The organism is Paraburkholderia bannensis, from assembly GCF_014200455.1.
GTDB lineage: Bacteria > Pseudomonadota > Gammaproteobacteria > Burkholderiales > Burkholderiaceae > Paraburkholderia > Paraburkholderia bannensis_A.
The window spans coordinates 541,231-565,653 of record NZ_JACHBW010000001.1 but is presented as its reverse complement, the minus strand read 5'-3'; the positions used below and the strand labels follow the sequence as shown (position 1 = coordinate 565,653).

Below are 24,423 nucleotides of genomic sequence, written 5' to 3'. Positions count from 1 at the left end.
CTCAGGAGGGCGCCGCGCGATGAAAGCTGACTGGCTCTGGATCGGGCAGGTCGCCATGGCCGCCCTCGTGAATCTCGCCTATGCGTTCGCGCTGGGCTCCGCGCTATACGGCGCCTGGCTGGAGAAGGATGCCCGCAGCGCCATCGCTCCCGCACGGCTGGCGTGGCTGCGCGCACAACGCTCGCTGCGCGCGGCGTCGCTCGTGCTGGTCGTCGCGCTGGCCTTGTGGCTGCTGTACGAAAGCGCCTCGATCAGCGGTGAGTCGCTGCCGGGCGCATTTGGCGAGATCTCGACCGTGCTCGCGCAGACGCACGTGGGGCATGCGTGGAGCGTCGCGTTTGCCGGTGCGCTCGTGCTGCTGGCGACGGCGCTTTCATCAAACGGTCCGCTGCGTGACGGCGTGATGTGGCTGGCGATCATCGTCGTGGCGGCGGGACGCGCGGGCCTCGGCCATGCGGCCGACGCCGGCTTCGCTTCGGCGGCGCTGGGCCTGCACACGCTGCATGTGCTGGGCGCGAGCGCGTGGAGCGGCATCGTGATGGCGGGCGGGCTGGCGGTGTTGCCCGCACTGGGCGCATCGACGGCGCGCGGCGTGCTGATCCGCACGGCCGGGCAGGTGTCGAATGTGGCGCTGTTCGCCGTCGGCCTCGTGCTGGCGACGGGCGTGTTCAACGGCATGCGCGGCACCGGCGGCTCGATCGAGGCGCTGGAGGCGAGCACGTGGGGTCACGTGCTGCTCGCCAAGCTCGCGCTCGTCGCGCTGGTGCTGCTGCTAGGCGGTTTCAACCGCGTGGTGGCGATGCCCGAGCTGCGCCGTGCCGCCTCCACGGGCGCTGCCCGGCGCTTCGTCAACGTGCTCCATCTGGAAGCGCTCGTGATGATGGCCGTGCTGGTGATTGCTGCGGTGCTTGCGCACAGCGTGCCAGGCTACGTGTTGCAAGGCTGAAACGTCGCCTGGCACGCGTGGCGCTGAGGTGACGTTGCGCGCTCACTCATAGCCCAGCCGATGGCTGAGGATCGGCGAGAAGAACAGGGCGATCGCGCAGCCGATGGCCTTGCCTTCGAGTTCCGCGAGCGCCGCCACCGACGAAGGATGCGCGATCAGATCGATGAGTTGCGGCGCGCACCAGAGGACCGCCACGCCGATAAAGCTCTGTTCGAGTACGGAGATACGCCAGCCGCGCGTGCAGGCGACTGCGGCGGCAATGATGCGCGTCAGGCCGAAAACGACGAGTGCGAGCACGGCGGCCTGTTCGCGGATCAGGTAGTCCGGGAGCATGGTGTCCATGTTGTGATCCCCTGCAGCTTTTTGTGTTGGTCTCACAGGGGATTCAGCAAGGAGCAGGCCAGCGGCGTGCTTGCCGCGCCAGATAAGGCGCACAGCGCTTTCGACGGTGCCTGAAAGCCTTGTGCGACGCGGCTTCGCGCGAGAAGTCGCTATGTGCGAAAACGACGAAGGCCGCGAGCGCCCAGGAGCACTACGCGGCCTGCAAGCCGAAAAACGGCCTTAAACGTTACGGCGCTGCAACGTGGCCCGCGAGGGCCGTCACGTAACGCCGTCACATCGGACGCCGTTTTCCACGACGATCACCACTCGGCGACGCTGCCGTCCTCGTGACGCCACACCGGGTTGCGCCAGCGGTGGCCGGTCTTCGCCATCTCGCGCACCTTCTCCTCGTTCACCTCGATGCCCAGACCCGGGCCCTGCGGAATCGACACGAAGCCGTCTTCATACTTGAACACTTCCGGATTCCTGATGTAGTCGAGCAGATCGTTGCCCTTGTTGTAATGGATGCCCAGGCTCTGCTCCTGGATGAACGCGTTGTAGCTCACCGCGTCGATCTGCAGACAGGTGGCGAGCGCAATCGGCCCGAGCGGGCAATGCAGCGCCACGGCCACGTCATAGGCCTCGGCCATCGCGGCGATCTTGCGGCATTCGGTGATGCCGCCCGCGTGCGAAGCGTCCGGCTGGATGATGTCGACGAAACCGTTGGCCAGAATGTGCTTGAAATCCCAGCGCGAGTAGAGACGCTCGCCCAGCGCGATCGGCGTGCTGGTCTGGTTGACGATGTCGCGCAGCGCCTCGACGTTCTCCGAGAGCACCGGCTCCTCGATGAACATCAGCTTGTACGGGTCGAGCTCCCTGGCCAGCACCTTGGCCATCGGCTTGTGCACGCGGCCATGGAAGTCCACGCCGATACCCACATTCGGCCCGACCGCCTCGCGCACTGCCGCGACGTTGTCGATCACGCCCTGCACCTTGTCCCAGGTGTCGATGATCTGCAGTTCTTCCGAACCGTTCATCTTGACGGCCTTGAAGCCGCGATCGACCACGGCGCGCGCGTTGTTCGCGACATCGCTCGGACGGTCGCCGCCGATCCACGAATAGACCTTGATCTTGTCGCGCACCTGGCCGCCGAGCAGCGCGTGAACCGGCACGCCGTGATGCTTGCCCTTGATGTCCCACAAAGCCTGATCGACGCCCGCAATCGCGCTCATCGTAATCGGGCCGCCGCGATAGAAGCCCGCGCGATACATCACCTGCCAATGGTCTTCGATCAGCAGCGGATCCTTGCCGATGAGGTAATCGGCCAGTTCCTGCACGGCGGCTTCGACCGTGTGCGCGCGGCCTTCGACGATCGGCTCGCCCCAACCGACGATGCCTTCGTCCGTTTCGATCTTGAGAAACAGCCAGCGCGGCGGCACGACGAAGGTTTCGAGCTTGGTGATTTTCATGCGGTGTCTCCAGTTGCTTGGGCGGTTGGCGCGGGCGGATGCCCGGCACTTCTTGGCGCCTATGCTACTGCAAAATTCGCTATAAAGTGCTATTAATAGTATTATTTAGCATCGATTCCCAATATCCAGGAGAGCAGCCATTCAGCGCGATCTGCACGGCACGGTGGCCTTCGAACTCGGCAGCGCAATCCTGCGCGGCGATCACGCGCCCGGCGAAATCCTGCCGCGCGAAGCCGAACTCATGGAGCGCTTCGACGTGAGCCGCACGGTGCTGCGCGAGGCGCTGCGCACGCTCAACTCCAAAGGCCTCTTGGAGTCGCGGCCCAAAGTGGGCACGCGCGTGCGCGAGCGCGCCGCCTGGAACCTCCTCGACGCCGATCTGCTCGACTGGTACGCGCGCGTCGCGCCGCCGCTCGCGTTCGCGCTCAAGCTCCAGGAAATGCGCGAGATGGTCGAGCCTTTTGCGGCGGCGCTTGCCGCGAGCGCGCACGACGCCGGATCGCTTGCGCACATCGACGAGGCGCACAACGCCATGGCTGCCGCGCGCAACGTCGACGAATGGGTGCGCGCCGATCTGCGCTTTCACCTGGCCGTGCTGGCGGCCTGCCGCAATGAATTGCTGGTGCCGTTGGGGGTGCTGATCGGGCGCACGCTCGAAGGCCAGTTGCGTGTGAACGCCAAACGCGCCGAGGTCTTCAACGCCGCGCTGCCCGACCACACCCTGGTTGCCGATGCGATTGCCCGCCGCGACGCCAGCGCCGCGCGCGACGCGATGGCCGCACTGCTGCGCGTGACGCGCAAGCGCATCGAAGGCTGACGGGGTGTGCTGGGGGGGCTTTCTGTCACGGCCCGCGAGTTTGTTATGCTTCTGCGCGCATGCAGCATGCCACGCCTTACAACGCTGCAAGCATTGAATCCGGCATTTTTCGCCACTTAACTCCTTCCGCAAACGTTTGACACGATGATGAACGCACCTGGCGGCCCGCAGCTCGACAACGCAACGCTCCTTGAAATCATCCGCGCACAATCGGACATCGCGCGCCTCGGCCTGGACCTGGGCGGCGTCATGTCTTTCGTGGCGGAGCGCGCCGAAATGCTCACGGGTGCGCAGGGCGCCGTGGTCGAACTCGCCGAAGGCGACGATATGGTCTATCGCGCCGCCTCGGGTAGCGTCGCGAACATGCTGGGCCTGCGCCTCGCGCGCGATTCGAGCCTCTCGGGCCTGTGTGTGAGCACGGGCGAGATCCTGCGCTGCGACGATTCGGAAGACGATCCGCGCGTGGATCGCGAAGCCTGCCGCCGCGCCGGGCTGCGTTCGATGATCGTGACGCCGCTCAAGCATCTGGATACGACGGTGGGCGTGCTGAAAGTGGTGGCGCCCGAAGTGAGCGCCTTCAGCGACGGCGATATCGCCGCACTCTCGCTCATTTCCGGTCTGATCGCGGCGGCGATGTTCCACGCCGCACGCCATGAAACCAGCGAGCTTTATCTGCGCGCCACGCACGATGCGTTGACGGGCTTGCCGAATCGCGCGCTGTTCTATGACCGTTTGCGCCAGTCGGTGGATCTGGCGGTGCGTTCGGCGGGCGGGTTGGGCGTGCTCAACCTCGACATGGACGGCCTGAAGCCGATCAACGACCGCTACGGCCATCGCGCCGGCGATGCGGCGATCAAGGAAACGGCGCTGCGCATCGCGGCCAATAGCCGGCGCGTGGATACGGCGGCGCGGGTGGGTGGCGATGAGTTCGCGATGATCTTGCCGGGCATCGAAGGCCGGCACGACGCACAGGCGTATTCGCAAAGAATCACGGAGAAGGTGAGCGAGCCATTCGAGTTTGAAGGCCAGCCAATCGAGCTGGGCGTGAGCGTCGGGGTGGCCGTGCTGCCGGAGGATGGCGTGGACATGACCGGCTTGATCGACCTCGCCGATAAGGCCATGTATGTGGCGAAGCGGGGGAGGAAGGTGGTGGGGTGAGGGTAGCGCGGTGCGGCGCGAGGATTCGCGCCGCTTGCTTGCCGCAAGCGCGCGAGCAATAGAAAAAGCCGCTGTTTCTTTCGAAACAGCGGCTTTTGCATTTGGTGGCGAATCAGGGATTCGAACCCCGGACCTGCGGATTATGATTCCGTCGCTCTAACCGGCTGAGCTAATTCGCCTTGAGAAGCAAGATTATGGATGGCTCCCGATACCCTGTCAAGCGCTTTGGCAAAACTTTTTCAGGAAACCGGAGCTGCCGCCCCATCAAGCCCCATCAACCCGCTCAATCCTGCGAATAGATATCCGAATCCTTCGTCTCCTTCACGAACAGCATGCCGATCACGAAGGTCGCCAGCGCGATGATGATCGGATACCAGAGCCCCGAGTAGATATCGCCGCGCGCCGCCACGATCGCGAACGCCGTCGCGGGCAGGAAGCCGCCGAACCAGCCATTGCCGATGTGATAGGGCAGCGACATCGACGTATAGCGGATGCGCGTCGGGAACATCTCCACCAGCATCGCCGCGATCGGCCCGTACACCATCGTCACGAAGATCACGAGGATGGTAAGGATCACCACCGTCATCGGCCAGTTCAGCTGCGCGGGATCGGCCTTGAGCGGATAACCCGCACTCTTCAATGCGCCCGAGAGCGTCTTGTCGAACGCCGCGCCTGCCTCCTTCGCGCCTGGCGCCTTGCCGTTATAGGTGTCGATGGTCGTGTCGCCCACCTTGATCTGCGCGAGCGTGCCCGCGGGCGCGGCCACGTTCGAATAGTTCAGGCCGGCCTTCGACAGCGCGCTCTTGGCGATATCGCACGACGAGGTGAACTTCGAGGTGCCGACCGGGTTGAACTGGAACGAGCATTCGTCGGGGTTGGCGATCACGACGATCGGCGCACGCGCGGTCGCGGCTTCGAGCGCCGGGTTCGCATAGTGCGTGAGCGCCTTGAAGAGCGGGAAGTAGGCGAGCGCCGCGATCAGGCAGCCGGCCATGATGATGGGCTTGCGGCCGATCTTGTCCGACAGCGAACCGAAGAACAGGAAGAACGGCGTGCCGATCAACAGCGCCAGCGCGATCAGGATGTTGGCGCTCGCGCCATCCACCTTGAGCGTCTGCGTGAGGAAGAACAGCGCGTAGAACTGGCCCGTGTACCAGACCACGGCCTGGCCCGCCGTCACGCCGATCAGCGCGAGGATCACGACCTTCAGGTTCTTCCACTGGCCGAATGCTTCGGAGAGCGGCGCCTTCGACACCTTGCCTTCGGCCTTGATGCGCTCGAAAGCCGGCGACTCATGGAGTTGCAGGCGAATCCACACCGACACCGCAAGCAGCAGGATCGAAGCGACGAAGGGCACGCGCCAGGCCCAGGCGCCGAACGCTTCTTCGCCCACTGTCGTGCGCACGCCAAGAATCACGAGCAGCGACAAAAACAGGCCGAGCGTGGCGGTCGTCTGGATCCACGCGGTGTAGAAGCCGCGGCGTCCGGGCGGTGCATGTTCCGCGACGTAGGTGGCCGCGCCGCCGTACTCGCCGCCGAGCGCGAGGCCCTGCAGCAGTCGCATCAGGATGAAGATCACCGGCGCGGCGATGCCGATCGACGCGTAGCCAGGCAAAAAGCCGACCACGAAAGTCGACAGACCCATGATGACGATGGTGACGAGGAACGTGTGCTTGCGGCCCACCAGGTCGCCCAGACGCCCGAACACGATCGCGCCGAATGGACGCACCGCGAAGCCTGCCGCGAAGCCGAGCAGCGTGAAGATGAAGCCCGCGGTGGGATTGACGCCGGAGAAGAAGCTCTTGCTGATGAAGGCCGCGAGCGAGCCGGCCAGATAGAAGTCGTACCACTCGAACACCGTACCGAGCGACGACGCGAAGATCACGCGTTTTTCGTCGCGGGTCATCGGCGCGTGCGAGACTTGTCCGCCAACGGTTGCCATATGTGTCTCCAATTTTGATGTGCGTGTGGGCCCGCATTCGATGCGGTCCTGCGCAGCATTATTGGAATGGAAACTTACGGGGTTCTGACGTCGGAGGGCGCGTTAGGCAAACTGCGCTCAAGGCCCGTGATGCTTGCAAGTTCGCTCAATGACTTAATAACGTCGCTCAAGTTTCTATTAATTGTCTTGATTGTGTTGAGGTGGCGCAGGTGCGATGCGCGCCGCTAAGGGAAAGTCCCATGTCAGTTTCTGACGACTTTCGCGTCAGTTCTGGCTCATGGGTGTCAGTTTGATGGACGCAGGCGCAACGTCACGCGCACCAGCGTTCCCGCCAGGCGGGGCGCTTCCTGATAAACGTGATCGTCGATGACGAGCGTGCCGCCGTGCATGGTCGCGATCTCGCGCACGATCGCCAGACCGAGGCCGCTGCCTTCGCCGTCGCGGCCCAGGATGCGATAAAAGCGCTCCTGCACGCGCTCGCGCTCTGCCACAGGAATGCCGATGCCCGTGTCTTCCACTTCCAGATGGACCAGGCGCGCAACGGTTTCAGGCCGCACGCGCACGGTGATGCGGCCGCCCGGCGGCGTGTAGCGGATCGCGTTGTCGATCAGGTTCGACAGCATCTCGCGCAGCATCACCGGATTGCCCTCGACGATCACCGCCGCTGACGGGACGTCGGCGTCTTGCGTGTCTTGCGGACTGGTTTCGTCGGGGCCTTCGTAGCCCAGGTCCATCTGTCGCGCGAGCGCGGGCTGCACCCAGTCGCGCACCGCATGACGTGCGACTTCGGTGACATCGACGGGCGTGAAAACCTGCCCCGACATGCGGTTTTCGGCGCGTGCCAGCGCCAGCAGTTGCGTGACGAGCCGCGCCGCGTGTTCGGAGCTCATCGCGATCTGTTCGAGCGAACGATGCACCTCGGGCGGCGCATCCTGACGCAGCGCGAGTTCGGCCTGGGTGCGCAGGCCCGCGAGCGGCGTCTTCATCTGATGTGCGGCATCGGCGATAAAGCGCTTTTGCAGCTCCATGTTCTGTTCGAGCCGCGTGAGCAGGTCGTTGAACGAGGTCACGAGCGGCTCGATTTCGGGCGGCGCGCGGCGCGCCTCCAGCGGCGAAAGATCGTCGGGGCGGCGCATGCGGATATTCGACTGCAGCGCGTGCAGCGGCGCGAGCCCGCGCGACAGGCCGAACCACACCAGCAGGATCGCGAGCGGCAGGATCACGAACTGCGGCAGGATCACGCCTTTGATGATGTCGTTGGCGAGCGCGCGGCGCTTGTCGAGCGTCTCCGCCACCTGTACGAGCACGGCCTGCGAACCCGCGAGATGCGGCGGCTCGACCGTCGTATAGGCCACGCGGATGTCGATGCCGTGCAGCGTATCGTCGCGGAATTCGACGAGGCCGGGCGAGGGGCGATCGTCGTCGCGCGGCAGCGGCATGTCGCGGTCGCCGCCTACCAGTTCGCCGCGGCTGCCGAGCACCTGGTAATAGACATTGTCGACGTTATCGGCGCGCAGGAAGTCGCGCGTGGAGTCGGGCAGGGTCAGTTCGGCCACGCCGTTGACCGGGTGGATCTGCCGCGCGAGCACGTAGGCATCGGTTTCCAGCGCGCGGTCGAACGGCCCGTTGGCGATCGATTTGGCGACCAGATAGGTGACCGCGATGCTCATCGGCCAGAGCAGCAGCAGCGGGGCGAGCATCCAGTCGAGGATTTCGCCGAAGAGCGAACGCGGGCGCGCTTCGGCGGCGGCTTCGGCTTCGTCGGGCGGGGCGAAGGGATTGGCGTAGCGGGCGTCCCGCGCTTCGTCGTCGAGAGCCGGATCGGCCATTGTTGCGCCCGGCTATTTGAAGTAGTGGCTGGACGGCATGACGGGCGCCGTGGTTTGGGGTTCCGCATGGGCCGCATTCGCGGGCGCGGCGGGTGCAGCGGGTGCGGCAGGTGAGACGGCTTCCTTCTCTTTCTCCAGGCAGTAGCCGAGGCCGCGCACGGTCACGATCTGCACGCCGCCCATCTCCAGCTTCTTGCGCAGGCGGTGCACATAGACCTCGATCGCGTTATTGCTGACTTCCTCGCCCCATTCGCAGAGGTGATCGACCAGTTGCTCCTTCGACACCAGCCGCCCGAGCCGCTGCAGCAGCACTTCGAGCACGCCCAGTTCGCGCGCCGACAGATCGAGCACCTGGTCATGGATGCGTGCGACGCGCCCGACCTGATCGAACGAGAGCGCGCCGTGGCGCACGACCGTCGGACCACCGCCCGCGCCGCGGCGCGTGAGGGCGCGCACGCGCGCTTCGAGTTCGTTGAGCGCGAAGGGCTTGGCCATGTAGTCGTCGGCGCCCAGATCGAGCCCTTTGACGCGCTCGTCCACGCTGTCGGCGGCGGTGAGGATCAGAACGGGGAGGTTGGAGTTGCGTGCGCGCAAACGTCTGAGCACTTCCAGGCCGGGCATTTTGGGCAGGCCCAGATCGAGGATCAGCAGATCGAAAGTCTGCATCGACAAGGCGGTATCGGCATCCACGCCGGTACGCACGTGATCAACGGCATAGCCCGATTGGCGGAGTGATCGGACCAGACCGTCCGCGAGTATGCTGTCGTCTTCGGCAATGAGGATTCGCATGGTGCGCAAGCGTTGCCTTTCGAAGCGTCCCGGGCCTTGGCTGGGCGCGCTTCGCAGCACCGGCGCCGCGTTCGCAGGCTTGGGGCCTGACAGGGCGGCGTACGGCGGTCTCCGAAATTCGCGGTTTCGGCGCGCGCGTTAGTTGAAAACGTGCTTGCCAAAACTACTGTTTTTTTATACAGTGTCTGAGTTCGTTAGCACCGCTCGCCATCCGCCACTCAAGTGCCGCAGGCGGCCGCGTGCATCGTCATCAGACGCCGTTCATCATAGCAAAGGACGATTCATGGAAGATAGCAAGAAAGGCTCGGCTGGGCTGACTGCTGAGAAGAGCAAGGCGCTGGCCGCCGCGCTCGCGCAGATCGAAAAGCAGTTCGGCAAAGGGTCGATCATGCGACTCGGCGACGGCGAAGTGGTCGAGGACATCCAGGTGGTCTCCACCGGCTCGCTCGGCCTCGACATCGCCCTCGGCGTTGGCGGCCTGCCGCGCGGCCGGGTGGTCGAGATCTACGGTCCGGAATCGTCGGGCAAGACCACGCTCACGCTCCAGGTGATCGCCGAACTGCAAAAGATCGGCGGCACGGCGGCGTTCATCGACGCGGAACACGCGCTCGACGTGCAATACGCTTCCAAGCTTGGCGTGAACGTGCCGGAACTGCTCATTTCGCAGCCGGACACGGGCGAGCAGGCGCTCGAAATCGTCGATGCGCTGGTGCGCTCGGGCTCGATCGACATGATCGTGATCGACTCGGTTGCGGCACTGGTGCCGAAGGCCGAAATCGAAGGCGAAATGGGCGACTCGCTGCCGGGTCTGCAGGCGCGTCTGATGTCGCAGGCGCTGCGCAAGCTCACCGGCTCGATCAAGAAGACGAACTGCATGGTGATCTTCATCAACCAGATTCGTATGAAGATCGGCGTGATGTTCGGCAACCCGGAAACCACCACGGGTGGTAACGCGCTCAAGTTCTACGCCTCGGTGCGTCTGGACATCCGCCGTATCGGCTCGATCAAGAAGAACGACGAAGTCATCGGCAGCGAAACGCGCGTGAAGGTCGTCAAGAACAAGGTCTCGCCGCCGTTCCGCGAAGCCGTGTTCGATATTCTTTACGGCGAAGGCATCTCGCGTCAGGGCGAAGTCATCGACCTGGGCGTGCAGGCCAAGATCGTCGACAAGGCCGGTGCGTGGTACAGCTATAACGGCGAGCGCATTGGTCAGGGCAAGGACAACGCACGCGAATTCCTGCGTGAAAACGCCGATATCGCCCGCGAGATCGAAAACCGCATTCGCGAATCGCTTGGCGTGAGCGCCATGCCCGCTGGCGTCACCGCCACTGGCGAAATCGAAGTCGCTGACGAAGAATAAAGTCTGCGAGCGTGCCGGTCAGTCCGGCCTCACGATGCCATGATGCATAAACGCGGTTCCGCCCCGGTGCCGCCGCAAGCGGCCCTATCCTCGTCTACGGGCGAGGAGGAGCGTTCGTTTGCATCAAGGGTTGAATCATCGCCTGCATCGTCTGAACACCGTACCCCAAGCCGCGACGCCGCTACAGGCGCTCGCGGCTTTTTGCATTCTGCGGCCCGAAACATGCATCACCACGATTTCGACGATGACGAATCGTTCGACGCGCACGATCTCGCCCGAACTGCCGCGCAAGGCGCCAAAGATGGCAGCAAAGACGCTGGCGAAGCCGAATCCGTCACCGATTGCTACGAGCGCACGTCTGCTACGCGTGCCGCGCGCGCCGCGAGCAAGGCCGCCGCGTCCTCCGGCCGGCAGCGCCCCGAACGCTCGCTCAAGGGCCGCGCGCTCGGCTATCTGTCGCGCCGCGAATACAGTCGCGCGGAACTCTCGCGCAAGCTGATGACCTACACCGAAGACGCCGACGAACTCGAAGCGCTGCTCGACGCGTTAGAGCGCGACGGCTGGCTTTCCGATGCGCGTTTTGCCGAAAGCGTCGTGTATCGCCGCGCTTCGCGCCTGGGCGCCGGGCGTATCGTCGGCGAACTCAAGCGCCATGCGGTGGGCGAAGCGCTCATTGAAGAGTTGAATACGCAACTGCGCGAGACGGAACTCACGCGCGCCCGCGCAGTGTGGCAGAAGAAGTACGGGCAGTTGCCCGGGACGCCCGCCGAGCGTGCGCGTCAGGCCCGATTTCTCGCCGCACGCGGTTTTTCGATGTCGATCATCGGCAAGATCCTCAAAGGCATCGAAGACAGTTTTGAGGGCGATTTTTAGCAATTTTGATCCTCGTGGATCAAAAAATGTCTGGAAACAAGCCTCTACAGGGGTTGCGGAATCGTGGCTGTCTCAAATAACCGGTATGCTAAAATCGAGAAGTTTTCCAAACCGGTCTGACCTAGCATGCCGCTCTCTCCGCCTGCGCCTCGCCAGTTGCGTCATCAGCGCGCTATCCGGGCGGTCGCCTATGAGCGTGAAGACGGCCTGTGGGACATCGACGCGTGCCTGACGGATCACAAGCCACGTGATGTGCCGCTTGCCGCTGGTGTCCGGCCCAATGGTTTGCCGATCCATGAACTCTGGCTTCGTATCACGATCGATCGCAAGCTCAACGTCGTCGACGCCGAAGCGTCGTCCGACTGGGTGCCTTACGACGGTCAGTGCCAGAACGCCAATCCCGCCTATCGGGCCCTTATCGGGCTCAATCTCCTTCGGAACTTCCGCCGCGAAGCGGGCCGGCTGCTCGCCGGCACGCAGGGTTGCACGCATCTCACAGAAATGTTGGGCGTGTTGCCGACGGTCGCCATCCAGGCGTTCGTGGGAGCCGTGTGGGTGTCATCGAATAGCAACCCGGGCGACGCGTCCGGACCGGATCTCGGCAAGACCGCTGGCGACGAAGCCGCCGGTGACAGTCCGCCTTTCCAGCTCGGCCGCTGCCACGCGCTGCGGTTCGACGGAGAAGCGGTCAAGCAGTTTTATCCGCGCTGGTATGCCCATGCGCCGCACTCGAAAGCGCGCGGCCAGGAGCCTGCCAGCGTGCGCGAGGACACTGGACCACGCCAGGATGGCAAGGCCGACGCCGTCGCGCATGAATAACAACAGCGGAAACGAAGTTCACTCCAACTCTCAGACTGAAGGGAATCACGCATGAAGATTCACGAGTACCAGGGTAAGGAAATCCTGCGGAAATTCGGCGTCGCGGTACCGCGCGGCCTGCCGGTGTTTTCGGTGGATGACGCGGTCAAGGCCGCTGAAGAGCTGGGCGGTCCGGTGTGGGTCGTCAAGGCCCAGATTCACGCGGGTGGCCGCGGCAAGGGCGGCGGCGTGAAAGTGGCGAAGACGCTGGAACAGGTCCGCGAATACGCGAGCCAGATTCTCGGCATGCAGCTCGTCACGCACCAGACCGGTCCGGAAGGCCAGAAGGTCAACCGCCTGCTGATCGAAGAAGGCGCCGACATCAAGCAGGAACTGTATGTCAGCCTGGTCGTCGATCGCGTCACCCAGAAGATCGTGCTGATGGGTTCGAGCGAAGGCGGCATGGACATCGAAGAAGTCGCCGAAAAGCATCCGGAACTGATCCACCACATCGTCGTCGATCCGAACACCGGTCTGCTCGACTCGCAAGCTGACGACCTCGCCACGAAGATCGGCGTGCCGGCTGCTTCGATTCCGCAAGCGCGCGCGATCCTGCAAGGTCTGTACAAGGCCTTCTGGGAAACCGACGCATCGCTGGCCGAAATCAACCCGCTGAACGTTTCGGGCGACGGCAAGGTCATCGCACTCGACGCCAAGTTCAACTTCGACGCCAACGCACTGTTCCGTCATCCGGAAATCGTCGCGTACCGCGATCTGGACGAAGAAGATCCGGCTGAAATCGAAGCCTCGAAGTTCGACCTCGCCTATATCTCGCTCGACGGCAACATCGGCTGTCTGGTGAACGGTGCAGGCCTGGCGATGGCGACGATGGACACCATCAAGCTGTTCGGCGGCGAACCTGCGAACTTCCTGGACGTTGGCGGCGGGGCCACGACCGAGAAGGTCACCGAAGCGTTCAAGCTGATGCTGACGAATCCCGAGCTGAAGGCAATTCTCGTCAACATCTTCGGCGGCATCATGCGCTGCGACGTGATCGCGGAAGGCGTGATCGCGGCTTCGAAGGCCGTTGACCTGAAGGTGCCGCTCGTCGTGCGCATGAAGGGCACGAACGAGGACCTCGGCAAGAAGATGCTGGCCGACTCGGGCCTGCCGATCATCTCGGCGGACAGCATGGAAGAGGCTGCGCAGAAGGTTGTCGCGGCTGCCGAAGGCAAGTAATTTTCAGCGGATACGAATGACGGCGTACCGGCGCGAATTCCGCATGCGAGCGGGGGACGCGACGTATGTCGTCAAGCGAACAGAGGTCAATACATGTCGATTCTGATCAACAAAGACACCAAGGTCATCACGCAGGGCATTACCGGCAAGACCGGTCAGTTCCACACCCGTGCATGCCGTGAGTACGCCAACGGCCGCGAAGCGTTCGTCGCGGGCGTGAACCCGAAGAAGGCCGGCGAAGACTTCGAAGGCATCCCCATTTACGCCAACGTGCGTGAAGCCAAGGACGCCACCGGCGCGACCGTTTCGGTCATCTACGTGCCGCCGGCAGGCGCTGCCGCCGCAATCTGGGAAGCCGTCGAGGCCGACCTCGATCTGGCGATCTGCATCACGGAAGGCATTCCCGTGCGCGACATGATCGAAGTCAAGGACCGTATGCGCCGCGAAGGCCGCAAGACGCTGCTCCTCGGCCCGAACTGCCCCGGCACGATCACGCCGGACGAGCTGAAGATCGGCATCATGCCGGGTCACATCCACCGCAAGGGCCGCATCGGCGTCGTGTCGCGTTCGGGCACGCTGACGTATGAAGCGGTTGCCCAACTGACGGCGCTGGGCCTTGGCCAGTCGTCGGCAGTCGGTATCGGCGGCGACCCGATCAACGGTCTGAAGCACATCGACGTCATGAAGATGTTCAACGACGATCCGGATACGGACGCCGTGATCATGATCGGCGAAATCGGCGGCCCGGACGAAGCGACGGCTGCCGAGTGGATCAAGGGCAACATGAAGAAGCCGGTGGTCGGCTTCATCGCGGGCGTCACGGCGCCTCCGGGCAAGCGCATGGGCCACGCCGGCGCGCTGATCTCGGGCGGTGCGGATACGGCCGAAGCGAAGCTGGAAATCATGGACGCGTGCGGCATCAAGGTCACGCGCAACCCGTCGGAAATGGGCCGTCTGCTCAAGTCGGTGCTGTAAATTCGAAATACGCTACCGCTCGCCGCATCACGGATGCGCGGGCGGCCGGCGTTTTTTGATATGCTTGCGGAATCCTTTCACGAGGTTTCCGAACAAAAGCGAGGGAGCCAGTCATGGCTGCCTCGCTTTTTTATTTGGCGCGCTCTTTTACAGGATGCGCGCAGCTCAATTTCCCGTCTTCATGCTCGAGTTCTTCACGACGCTCCACTGGGGCGCAGTCATCCAGATCATTGTCATCGACATCCTGCTCGGCGGCGATAACGCCGTGGTGATCGCGCTCGCCTGCCGCGACCTGCCCGCGCAGCAACGCCTGCGCGGCATCCTCTGGGGCACGGTGGGCGCGATCGTGTTGCGCGTCGTGCTGATCGCCTTCGCCGTGGTGCTGCTCAATGTGCCGCTGCTCAAGTTCGCGGGCGGCCTGTTGCTGCTGTGGATCGGCGTGAGGCTGCTCGCGCCCGCGCATGCCGGGCACGCCGACGTGAAGCCTTCCGACAAGCTGATGGGCGCGATCAAGACGATCATCGTCGCCGATGCGGTGATGAGCCTCGATAACGTCATCGCCATCGCAGGCGCCGCCGAAGCCGCCGATCCGCAGCACCGCCTCGCGCTCGTGATCTTCGGGCTGATGGTGAGCATTCCGCTGATCGTGTGGGGCAGCCAGCTCGTGCTGCGGCTACTCGACCGCTATCCGGTGATCGTCACGCTGGGGGCGGCGCTGCTTGGCTGGATCGCGGGCGGCCTGATCGTCAACGATCCGGCCGGCGATCGCTGGCCGCTGCTCGACACGCCGATCGCCGAATACGGCATGTGCGTGGCGGGCGCGCTCTTCGTGGTGCTGGTCGGGCATCTGCTCAAGCGTCGCCAAGCGGCGCGCGCGCAGGCTTCGCATTGACTGGGCGTTGACTAGGCGCATTGACTGCGCGCATTGACTGCGCGTTGACCTCCGCGCTCTGACAGCGCCACGCCTAAGCCATCTGGCCGACTGCCCCGCAAAGCGGGCCGCCGATACGATCGAAACGCCTGTTCACCTTCCGGTGGGCAGGCGTTTTTCGTTTCAGGAGCCCAGATGAAGACCGTATCCCTCGCCATTTCAAGCCCAGCTTCGCAACACCCCGAAAGCCCGCGCCCCTTACGCTCGTTTTCCACTCGCGCCGCGTCGATCATGCGCTCTTGCCGCGCGATACTACGCTGGGCCTCGCCCGGCTTCACGCTCATCGAGCTGATGATCGTGCTGGCCATCGTCGGCGTGATTGCCGCTTACGCCATTCCCGCCTATCAGGACTATCTGGCGCGCAGCCGGGTAGGCGAGGGGCTGGCGCTGGCATCGGCGGCGCGGCTGTCTGTTGCCGAAAACGCCGCGAGCGGCAATGCCTTCGGTGCGGGCTACACCGCGCCACCCGGCACGCGCAACGTGTCCTCGTTGCAGATCGACGACGCCACCGGGCAGATCACCGTGACTTTCACCCCGCGCATCGCGCCGCAGGGCAGCAATACGCTGGTGCTCGTGCCCTCGGTGCCCGATAACGCCGATGCGCCCACCGCACGCGTCGCGCTCGCGCAGGGTTCGGTGCAGGGCGGCACGCTCACCTGGGAGTGCTTCGCGGGCGGCAAGACGGCTTCGTCGCTGGGTGCGCCAGGCGCGGGCCCGTCACCGGTCGACGCGGCGACGCTGCCGTCCAATCTCGCTCCGCCGGAGTGCCGCGCCTGAGCGTGAACTGACGGATCGCGGTGAAGGCATGGCGTGGTTTGGTCTGTGCGCGCGGATTTCCTCGTGAATTAGTCGGGATTTAGTCTCCAGGCCGCCGCACAGGGAGGGAAAAGTTTTGTATAGTGCGCCGGTTGCCGACGCCCCCACTTCCCATGCCTTCTCCTTTTGCGCGTTACCTTACGTTCGTTCTGCTGGCCCTTGCGCTGATCCTGCCGTATGCGGTCGTCAACCACACGTATCCGATTCCGACGTTCTATGCCGAATTCACGGCGCTCGCGCTCTACCTGATGGTGGGCGCGGGCGTCTGGCTGCTGGTGCGCTCCGCGCGCCCGAAGGTGGAGTTTGCCTCGCCCGTAGTCGCGCTCGTGCCGCTCGCTTTCGGGCTGCTGCTCGTCGTGCAGACGATTGCGCTGCCGGTTGCCCAGCCTTCAATGAACTGGCTTGGCGCGGGCTATCTGCTGGCGGCCTTCATGGCCGTGCATGCGGGTTATGGCATCGCGCGCGCGCAGCTTGTGCGCACGGCGATGGTTTGGGGCGCCTGGGCGCTGGTGATCGGCGGGTTGTTTGCGGTGTTCAGCCAGGTGATCCAGCTGCTGCACCTCGAAGTGAAGGTCACGCCGCTCGTGGTGGCCTATAACGTGCAATTCGACCGCCGGCCGTTCGGGAATATGGCGCAGGCCAATCACCTGGCCACCTACATCGCCTTCGCGACCGCCGCCGCGCTCTATCTCGTGCAGACGCGTCGCCTGAACCTTCTGCTGTGGGTCGTGCTGTCGGCGGTTTATTCAGGCGGTCTGGCGCTGACCGTGTCGCGCGGTCCGTGGCTGCAGATCGCCGTGATCGTGGCGGCGGGCCTGTGGATGGCGCTGTCGGCAACGCGCGGCGTACGCGGCGAAGCGGAAAGCGGCGACAGCGGTCTGGCGGTGAACGCCGGTCTGCGCGACTGGCTGGTGCCGCTGGTGCTGTTCGCGATCTTCGTGGCCGTGAACGCCTTCGTGCGCTGGGCCAATGTGCATTACCAGTTGCAGCTCGACCAGTCGGCGGCCGACCGTTTCAAGGATGCCGGCCAGATCGCGCCGCGTATCGCGCTGTGGCGTTACGGCTGGACGATGTTCAAGGAGCATCCGCTGCTGGGCGTAGGCTGGGGCGACTTCCCGATCCACCAGTTCGAACTCGCGCGCACGCTGGGTGGCGTCGAGATCGCCAACAACTCGCACGACATCTTCCTCGACCTGCTCGCCAAGACCGGCGTGGTGGGCTGCGGCATCGTCCTGATCGGGCTGCTCGCGTGGTTCGTGCGGCAGCTGCGTGCGCGCCAAACGGCTGAGCGCATCTTCGGTTTCGCGCTGATCGGCGCGCTGGTGATGCACGCGCTCGTCGAGTATCCGCAGCAGTACATGTTCTTCCTGCTGCCCGCGATGTTCGTGTTCGGCCTGCTGGAAACGAAGCCGCTGGGTTTCGTGCCATCGCGTGCGGCGTTCGCGGCTTATACGCTGATCGTGTTCGGCGGCATCGTGTCGCTTTGGCCGGTGCTGCGCGACTACAACCGTTCCGAAGTGCTGTACTACGGTTCGCACCCGGCGCAGCAATACGCCGAAGCGCCGTCGTTCCTGTTCCGTGCCTGGGGCGACTACGGCATGGCGACGCTCATGCCGATGGACGCCGCAAGCCTTGCGACCAAGCTGGCGGCGCACGAGCGCGCAATCGCGCTGCTGCCGGGCGAGACGGTGCTGCGTCGATACGCGGTGCTGCAGGCGCTGGCGGGGAATACGGACGGCGCGGCCGATACGGTGGCGCGCCTGAAGATTTTCGCGCAAGAGCTGCACGACTGGCCGACGCAACTGGCGGCGCTTTACGGCCTGCTCGACAACGAGCCGACGCTCGCGGGCTTCAAGGCCGGGCTGGTGAAGCAGTACGGCAATCCGCCGGCTTCGGCCAGCGACGATGATGACGATTCGGATGATTGAGCTTCAAGCGCAACCGCAATCGTGCACCATCAGGGGCGGCGTAGCGCGCGAGCGCACGCCGCCTTTTTTCAGGCTCAGGCCGCCACCCAATCCCCCGACTTCCCGCCGTGCTTCTCCAGCACGCGCACATCGGTGATGGTCATGCCGCGGTCCACCGCCTTGCACATGTCGTAGACCGTCAGCAGGCCAACCTGCACGGCGGTCAGCGCTTCCATCTCCACGCCGGTGCGGCCCAGCGTTTCCACCTGCGCCGAGCAATGCACGCCCGGCAGCGCCTCGTCGAGCACGAAATCCACCTTCACGCGCGTGATCGCGAGCGGATGGCACAGCGGAATCAGGTCCGAGGTGCGCTTGGCGCCCTGGATCGCCGCGATGCGCGCGACGCCGATCACGTCGCCTTTTTTTGCGTTGCCGTCGCGGATCAGCGCGAAGGTCCCGGGTAGCATGCGGATCGTGCCGCTTGCCACGGCGATGCGTTTGGTCTCGGCCTTGTCGCCGACGTCGACCATGTGCGCGTCGCCTGCGGCGTCGAAATGTGTGAGTTCGGGCATGGGGATTCTCCGCAGCTTCATGGGGGCGCTTATCTTAACAGCGCTTCGCAGGGCGCAAGCGCAGGCTGAAAACGCAGGTGCAGGCACGGGGCGAGATCGAAGCCCAGCCTCTACAATCGGCCCGTTCAGCGTCTAATCTTACTTTCGCTTTCCAGAACCGACCTCGATGCTTCCGAAACGGCTGCTTGCTGCCTGGTTGTGCGTCGCGCTGGCCGTCGAGCCGCAAGTCTGGGCGCAGGCGTCGAGCGGCGGGGCGGCGACGACGCCTGCGAGGACGCCAGCGACGCTCGCACTCGGCGCGGCCCAGAAAGCACAAACCGCACGGCCGACATCGGTGATCGAATCGACATCGAATCCACCTTCCTCACCTTCCACGGCGCTCAATTCCAGCGCGCCTGCGCTCGTCAGCGGCGCGCTCGACGACGCCGCCGAACCGGTGATTCCCGCCTCAATCGCGCAGGGCGTGTTCGGCACCTACGGCGGCGCGCAGAGCCGCTTCGCGCAGTCATGGACCAGCGAGTCCGTCAGCGGCGCGGCTTACGGAAACGCCGCAGCGCGCCCGCCTGCCTGGGTGCCGCAACTGCCCGATCTGGGCGATGGCTCGGGCGGCGCGCTCACGCCGCAGGCCGAACGGCGCATCGGCGAGCGCGTGATGCGCGAGATCCGGCGCGATCCCGACTACATCGGCGACTGGCTCGTACTCGACTATCTCAATGCGGTGGCCGCACGGCTGTCGGCGTCTGCGGCCACGCAGTTCATCGGCGGCTATCGGCCCGACTTCGACCTCTTCGCGATGCGCGATGGCCAGATCAATGCGTTTTCGCTGCCAGGCGGTTTCATCGGCGTGAACACGGGGCTGATCGTGACGACGCAGACCGAATCGGAGCTGGCCTCCGTGCTGGGTCACGAGATGGGGCATGTGCTGCAACGGCATATCGCGCGCATGCTTTCGCAGAGCGAGCGCACCGGTTACACGGCGCTCGCCGGCATCCTGTTCGGCATTCTTGCGGGCGTGCTGGCGCGCAGCGGCGATCTGGGCAGCGCGATCGCGATGGGCAGCCAGGCGTATGCCGTCGATACCCAGTTGCGCTTTTCGCGCGCCGCCGAGCATGAGGCGGACCGTGTGGGGTTCCAGCTGCTTGCAGGCGCGGGCTACGATCCGTGGGGCATGGTGGCGTTCTTCGAGCGGCTCGAACGCGCGTCGACGGGCGATGCCGGCGCGCCGGCCTATGCGCGCACGCACCCGCTCACCGGCGAGCGTATCGCCGACATGCAGGACCGCGCGCGCCGCGCGCCTTACCGGCAGCCGCGCCAGGCGGCGGAATACGGCTTCGTGCGCGCGCGTGTGCGGGTGCTGCAAGACCGCACGCGCGGCGAATATATCGATGAAATCGCGCGGCTGCGCGCCGAAATCGACGATCGCATCGCGCTCAATGTGGCGGCGAACTGGTACGGCATCGCCTTTGCCCAGTTGCAGCTCGAACGCTACGACGATGCGCAGGCTGCGCTCGCCACAGCGCGGGCAGCGTTCGCGCAGTTCGAGGCCGGGGATGGCAGCAAACAGCGCAGTTCGCCGAGTCTCGACGTGCTCGCTGTCGACATCGCCCGCAGCGCCGGACGCAGCGATGACGCTGTGCGCCTCGCGCAAGCCGCGCATGTGGCCTGGCCGGACTCGCACGCGGCCACCGACAGCCTGCTGCAGGCTTTGATCGCTGCGCGCCGGTTCAAGGAAGCGCAGACGCTCGCACGCCGCGAAACCGGATCCGAGCCGCAGCAGGGCGCGTGGTGGCAGTATCTCGCGCAGTCCAGCGCGGGGCTGGGCGATCAGCTCACGCAGCGCCGCGCGCTGGCGGAGAAGTTCGCGATCGACGGCGCGTGGCCGTCGGCGATCCGGCAGTTGAAGGAGGCGCGCGATATGAAATCGGTGGGCTTCTACGATCTATCGACGATCGACGCGCGCCTGCACGAGTTCGAGGCGCGCTACCAGCAGGAGCGCGCGGACGAGAAAGATCGCGGTTGATCAGCCCTGGGCCTTTTCTGCTTTTTCTTTTTGTTCGGGGCTCTGAACGAAGCCGAAGCGAGCAGGCACGTCCGCGCGCGCGATGGCTTGCAGCGGCAGATCGGCGTCGGCGCGCCAGTGGAAGGTGCCGCTTTCGCCGTCGTCGTCGAGCGTGGCGTGTTGTGAGAACGCGTCGAGATCGTGGTCGTGCAGCAGCGCCACCCGGCTGTGCGCCGGATTCGACGATGGCGCCGATGCCGCGAACAGCACACTGCCTTGCTCATCGATATAGACGGCGGCGGGTTCGAACGCATTGCCCGTATGGTCGGTGAGCTCGAGCGCGCCATCCTGCGCTTTCGCGAGCCGCACGACCCAGGGGGTGTACTCCAGTTCGACGTACACCCGCTGCGGCCCGTTCTGGAAATACCACTGGCCATCCGCGCCGCGCTCGTAGTTGCGGCTGATAAAGGCGTTCAGCGCTTCGTGGCGCACCGGCGTGCCGGGCGCACCTTGTAGCTGATCGGCTTCGTCGCGCAGACGCCAGTGGCCGCGCGCATCGAGACGCAGCCAGCCGCTGCAATGGGGAACGTTAGGCCAGCGCGCGAGCGCCTGCTTGACGATGTCATCCATGAGTGGGCAAGTGGGGCGAGAGATAGTCGGTCACGCGCTGCGCGAGCCACTTGCTGCGGCCCGGAAACGGCCCTGTCATGAAGCCGACGTGGCCGCCGTCCTCGGGCTGATCCAGCTCGACGGCGGCGCTCACTTCGTGGCGCGCGGGCAGCACCTCGCTGGGCAGGAACGGGTCGTTGCGGGCGTTGAGCAGCAGCGTCGGCACGGCGATCTCGCCCAGCTTCGGGCGCACCGTCGCGCGGGTCCAGTAATCGTGCGCGCTCTGGAAACCGTGCAGCGGCGCGGTCACGACGTCGTCGAATTCGTACATATTGCGCGTGGCCAGCACGGCATCGGCGTCGAACAGGCCTGGGAACTGGTCGAGCTTTTGCAGCGCCTTGACCTTGAGCGTTTTGAGGAAGCTGCGCGTATAGATCATGCCGAAGCCGCTCGCGAGCATTTTGCCGCCCGCATGCACGTCGAGCGGTGCGGAAATCGCAGCGGCCGCACTGACGATGCGCGCGTCCTCGCGCTGCTGCGCGAGCCAGTGCAGCAGCACGTTGCCCCCAAGCGACACGCCGGCGGCGATAAGCGGCCCGGCATGCTGCGCGGCGAGGCGGCGCAGCACCCAGTCGACTTCGGCGGCATCGGCGAGATGGTAGAAGCGCGGCAGCAGGTTCATCGGCCCGCTGCAGCTGCGAAAGTGCGGGATCACGGCATGCCAGCCGCGAGCGGTCGCGGCGGCGGCGAGTGCGCGCGCGTAGTGCGAGCCCGAACTGCCTTCGAGGCCGTGGAACAGCACGAAGAGGGGCGCGTTGGCGGCGCTCCGGGCGGGCGCGTCGACCCAGTCGAGTTCGATGAAATCGCCGTCGGGTGTGTCCCAGCGCTCGCGCCGGTAGACCGGCATCGGCAGGCGCGAAAACAGCGAGGGGACGATGGTCTGGATATGTGCACCGGGCAGCCAGAACGGCGCCCGGTAGGTGGTGTCGGGCAGCGTGGGGAAGGGCGCGGCGGCATCGTGTGCGACCTGTCGTGCCGCGTCGAATCTGCTTGCTTCGTCGCCTGTCATGCTCATGGCCGTCCCCTTCTTGCAGCTGCGTGACTTCTTGTTCCTGCTATTCGATTCAATTCAACTGCACGCCGAGCCGCATGCGGGCGGCCCGCGCGTCTTACCTCAGTGCAGCGCGCCCTGGCCGTGGCGCAGCTTGGCCGAGAACTGGCTCGCTGCATCGTCGGGCATCCTGCTCGCGTGAATGTGCGCGATGCGCCATTCGCCGCGTTCGTGAACCATCACGTAGGTCGTGAAGACCATCGCCGGGATCGCGTTGGGATCGACCGGGCGGTGTGCTTCGACGATCGCGTAGACCACGGTGCCCAGGCTGTCGTACACGCGGATGTCGAGCGGCTCGATCGACACCGGCGCCGCTTCCAGCTGCGAGGCCAGACCCGCGCGGATCTCGGCCAGGCCGTGCAGGTGCGGGCCTTCTGCGGTGATGCAGCTAACGAACTCCTCGTCGATCCACAGGCCCATCAATGCGTCGACGTTGACCTCCGCGACGGCCTGGTAGTACGCGTTGAGAGTGTCCGCGGCGGCTTCGAAGATGTGGGCAAAACGTGGCATGGCTCGTTGATCTGATGCGCTTCGCGCGCGGGTTGGCGTTGGCTTCGGTTTGCGATGCCGCGGCTGGCTTGCGTCCTGCGCGCTCCCTACGTCTTGCCTGGCGAGTTCGCTCGCACTTTCCCTCGCACTTTCGATCATTGGGCGCGCAAGCGGGGTGCGGCGTCGGTGGCGTGCCGCACATCCACGTTGCTGGACACGTCAAAGCGTGGCTTGTGCGCAACGTGGAGGCAGCGGGCAGACGTAATTCAGCGCTGGGCGACCAGCATGCCGCGCAAATCGTCGAAGACCTGTTCTGCGCTGAGATCGCGCAGGCACTTCTGATGCCCGAGCGGACACTCGCGCGCAAAGCAAGGGCTGCAATCGAGATGCAGCCATTGTACCTTTGCAAGCTCGGACAAGGGCGGCGTGTGGCGCGGATCCGTCGATCCATAAAGCGCCACCAGCGGGCGGCGCAGCGCGGCCGCCACGTGCATCAGACCCGAATCGTTGGTGACCACGGCGCTCGCGCGCGAGATCAGCGCGCAGGCCTCGCCGAGCGCGGTCTGGCCACACAGATTACGCACGTTGGGCGCCTGGTCGGCGATCGCCTGGGCGAGCGGTGCGTCCTTGGGCGAGCCCAGCGCGACGATCTGCGTGTAGGGGAACGACTGGCCGACCATACGCGCGAGCGCCGCGAAATGCTCGGGCGGCCAGCGCTTGGCCGGGCCGTACTCCGCGCCGGGGCAGAACACCAGCAGCGGCACGCGCGTGTCCAGATTGAAGCGCGCGGATACCCGCGAGGCCTCATTCGGGTCCGATTCGAGACGCGGCAGCGGCAGATCGTCGGGCACCTTGGCGCCGGGCGCCCAGGCGAGCGCGGCGTAGTGCTTGACCATCGGCGGACGCTCGTCCTTGGGCGGATTGGCGTGGCGCACGTTGAGCAGGCCATAGCGGCTCTCGCCGGTATAGCCGATCCGCAACGGAATGTTCGCGAGCCACGGAATCAGCGCGGATTTGAGCGAATTCGGCAGCACATAGGCCGCATCGTAGTGCTCGGCGCGCAGATCGCTCGCCAGTTGCCAGCGGCGCAGCAACTGCAGCTTGCCGTGGGCGAGGTCGGTGGCGTAGACGTCGCGTATCTCGGGCATGCGCTCAAGCACGGGCGCGACCCAGGTGGGCGCAATCGCGTCGATTTCGATACGCGGATGCAGTTTTACGAGCCGCGAAAGAAGCGGCTGCGCCATCAGTGCGTCACCGATCCAGTTCGGTGCAATTACCAGCGCGCGGCGCATCGGGATTCAAAGTCCGGAAAAAGGCATAGGTTTCGGGCACGGGCGGCCCCAAGCTGAAGGGCCAGCGACGGCGCGCGCGAAACGCGGTTAGGAAAAGACGCGCCGGAGCGCGTCGGGAGCTGTGCAAAGCACGCGGCATGCCGCGCAATGACCACGTTGACGATACGCGGTAATGTCGGGA

22 protein-coding genes and 1 tRNA gene are annotated in these 24,423 nt (G+C 65.1%); 12 read left to right on the top strand and 11 right to left on the bottom strand.

Annotated features, from left to right (window positions below):
- Positions 1 to 19 precede the first annotated feature (19 nt).
- Positions 20 to 946, top strand: a complete 927-nt coding sequence (locus F4827_RS02635; protein ID WP_183719981.1) for a CopD family protein — start codon at positions 20 to 22, stop codon at positions 944 to 946.
- A 42-nt stretch (positions 947 to 988) separates the two neighbouring features.
- Here the strand turns inward: F4827_RS02635 and F4827_RS02630 are convergent, their stop codons facing one another.
- Together F4827_RS02630 and dgoD are read right to left on the bottom strand one after the other, a co-directional pair.
- Positions 989 to 1,288: a hypothetical protein gene (locus F4827_RS02630; protein ID WP_183719984.1), complete on the bottom strand. Its 300-nt coding sequence runs from the start codon at positions 1,286 to 1,288 to the stop codon at positions 989 to 991.
- Positions 1,289 to 1,587: 299 nt separating this feature from the next.
- Complete coding sequence (gene dgoD, locus F4827_RS02625) at positions 1,588 to 2,736, bottom strand: galactonate dehydratase (RefSeq protein ID WP_183719987.1); 1,149 nt, start codon at positions 2,734 to 2,736, stop codon at positions 1,588 to 1,590.
- A gap of 121 nt (positions 2,737 to 2,857) precedes the next feature.
- Between dgoD and F4827_RS02620 the strand changes: the two genes are divergently transcribed.
- Both F4827_RS02620 and F4827_RS02615 read left to right on the top strand, forming a co-directional pair.
- A complete protein-coding gene (locus tag F4827_RS02620; RefSeq protein ID WP_311672138.1) occupies positions 2,858 to 3,553 on the top strand; it encodes an FCD domain-containing protein in 696 nt (231 codons plus the stop codon).
- Positions 3,554 to 3,697: 144 nt separating this feature from the next.
- The gene (locus tag F4827_RS02615; RefSeq protein WP_183719993.1) at positions 3,698 to 4,711 is read left to right on the top strand and encodes a sensor domain-containing diguanylate cyclase; all 1,014 of its coding nucleotides are present in this window, start codon (positions 3,698 to 3,700) and stop codon (positions 4,709 to 4,711) included.
- Positions 4,712 to 4,813: 102 nt separating this feature from the next.
- On the opposite strand, the gene F4827_RS02610 is transcribed toward F4827_RS02615, so the two are convergent.
- From F4827_RS02610 to F4827_RS02595, 4 genes are all read right to left on the bottom strand, one after another.
- Positions 4,814 to 4,890, bottom strand: a tRNA-Met gene (locus F4827_RS02610).
- A gap of 104 nt (positions 4,891 to 4,994) precedes the next feature.
- Positions 4,995 to 6,653, bottom strand: a complete 1,659-nt coding sequence (locus F4827_RS02605) for an MFS transporter (RefSeq protein WP_183719996.1) — start codon at positions 6,651 to 6,653, stop codon at positions 4,995 to 4,997.
- Between the two features lie 284 nt (positions 6,654 to 6,937).
- Positions 6,938 to 8,482 (bottom strand): sensor histidine kinase, encoded by a 1,545-nt coding sequence (locus F4827_RS02600; protein ID WP_183719999.1) that lies wholly within the window; start codon positions 8,480 to 8,482, stop codon positions 6,938 to 6,940.
- A gap of 12 nt (positions 8,483 to 8,494) precedes the next feature.
- A complete protein-coding gene (locus tag F4827_RS02595) occupies positions 8,495 to 9,271 on the bottom strand; it encodes a response regulator transcription factor (RefSeq protein WP_183720002.1) in 777 nt (258 codons plus the stop codon).
- Positions 9,272 to 9,554: 283 nt separating this feature from the next.
- Here F4827_RS02595 and recA point away from each other — a divergent pair, with 283 nt between their 5' ends.
- The 8 genes from recA (at position 9,555) to F4827_RS02555 (ending at position 18,191) form a co-directional block, all read left to right on the top strand.
- Entirely contained in the window at positions 9,555 to 10,631 is a 1,077-nt protein-coding gene (gene recA, locus F4827_RS02590) for a recombinase RecA (protein ID WP_183720005.1), read from the top strand.
- Positions 10,632 to 10,670: 39 nt separating this feature from the next.
- A complete protein-coding gene (gene recX, locus F4827_RS02585) occupies positions 10,671 to 11,504 on the top strand; it encodes a recombination regulator RecX (RefSeq protein WP_183720008.1) in 834 nt (277 codons plus the stop codon).
- A gap of 126 nt (positions 11,505 to 11,630) precedes the next feature.
- Positions 11,631 to 12,323 (top strand): DUF2889 domain-containing protein, encoded by a 693-nt coding sequence (locus tag F4827_RS02580; RefSeq protein WP_183720011.1) that lies wholly within the window; start codon positions 11,631 to 11,633, stop codon positions 12,321 to 12,323.
- Between the two features lie 51 nt (positions 12,324 to 12,374).
- Complete coding sequence (gene sucC, locus F4827_RS02575) at positions 12,375 to 13,541, top strand: ADP-forming succinate--CoA ligase subunit beta (protein WP_183720013.1); 1,167 nt, start codon at positions 12,375 to 12,377, stop codon at positions 13,539 to 13,541.
- Positions 13,542 to 13,634: 93 nt separating this feature from the next.
- The gene (gene sucD / locus F4827_RS02570) at positions 13,635 to 14,516 is read left to right on the top strand and encodes a succinate--CoA ligase subunit alpha (RefSeq protein ID WP_027817870.1); all 882 of its coding nucleotides are present in this window, start codon (positions 13,635 to 13,637) and stop codon (positions 14,514 to 14,516) included.
- Between the two features lie 181 nt (positions 14,517 to 14,697).
- Positions 14,698 to 15,408 (top strand): TerC family protein, encoded by a 711-nt coding sequence (locus tag F4827_RS02565; RefSeq protein WP_183720016.1) that lies wholly within the window; start codon positions 14,698 to 14,700, stop codon positions 15,406 to 15,408.
- Between the two features lie 270 nt (positions 15,409 to 15,678).
- On the top strand, positions 15,679 to 16,224 hold the full coding sequence (locus F4827_RS02560) for a pilin (protein WP_183721302.1): 546 nt from the start codon (positions 15,679 to 15,681) through the stop codon (positions 16,222 to 16,224).
- 152 nt (positions 16,225 to 16,376) lie between these two features.
- Positions 16,377 to 18,191 (top strand): PglL family O-oligosaccharyltransferase, encoded by a 1,815-nt coding sequence (locus tag F4827_RS02555; protein WP_183720019.1) that lies wholly within the window; start codon positions 16,377 to 16,379, stop codon positions 18,189 to 18,191.
- Positions 18,192 to 18,265: 74 nt separating this feature from the next.
- On the opposite strand, the gene moaC is transcribed toward F4827_RS02555, so the two are convergent.
- The gene (gene moaC, locus F4827_RS02550; protein ID WP_183720022.1) at positions 18,266 to 18,742 is read right to left on the bottom strand and encodes a cyclic pyranopterin monophosphate synthase MoaC; all 477 of its coding nucleotides are present in this window, start codon (positions 18,740 to 18,742) and stop codon (positions 18,266 to 18,268) included.
- 166 nt (positions 18,743 to 18,908) lie between these two features.
- Between moaC and F4827_RS02545 the strand changes: the two genes are divergently transcribed.
- Positions 18,909 to 20,762, top strand: coding sequence for a M48 family metalloprotease (locus F4827_RS02545; RefSeq protein ID WP_183720025.1), 1,854 nt, complete (start codon positions 18,909 to 18,911; stop codon positions 20,760 to 20,762).
- On the opposite strand, the gene F4827_RS02540 is transcribed toward F4827_RS02545, so the two are convergent.
- From F4827_RS02540 to waaF, 4 genes are all read right to left on the bottom strand, one after another.
- Positions 20,763 to 21,371: a DUF2946 family protein gene (locus tag F4827_RS02540; RefSeq protein WP_183720028.1), complete on the bottom strand. Its 609-nt coding sequence runs from the start codon at positions 21,369 to 21,371 to the stop codon at positions 20,763 to 20,765.
- The gene (locus F4827_RS02535; RefSeq protein WP_183720031.1) at positions 21,364 to 22,425 is read right to left on the bottom strand and encodes a hydrolase; all 1,062 of its coding nucleotides are present in this window, start codon (positions 22,423 to 22,425) and stop codon (positions 21,364 to 21,366) included. Before F4827_RS02535 ends, F4827_RS02540 begins: the two co-directional genes overlap by 8 nt.
- Positions 22,426 to 22,524: 99 nt before the next feature.
- Positions 22,525 to 22,971 carry a nuclear transport factor 2 family protein gene (locus F4827_RS02530; RefSeq protein ID WP_167065107.1) on the bottom strand — a complete coding sequence of 149 codons (447 nt, stop codon included), beginning with the start codon at positions 22,969 to 22,971 and terminating at the stop codon, positions 22,525 to 22,527.
- A gap of 245 nt (positions 22,972 to 23,216) precedes the next feature.
- Positions 23,217 to 24,242, bottom strand: coding sequence for a lipopolysaccharide heptosyltransferase II (waaF, locus tag F4827_RS02525; protein ID WP_183720035.1), 1,026 nt, complete (start codon positions 24,240 to 24,242; stop codon positions 23,217 to 23,219).
- Positions 24,243 to 24,423: the final 181 nt, after the last annotated feature.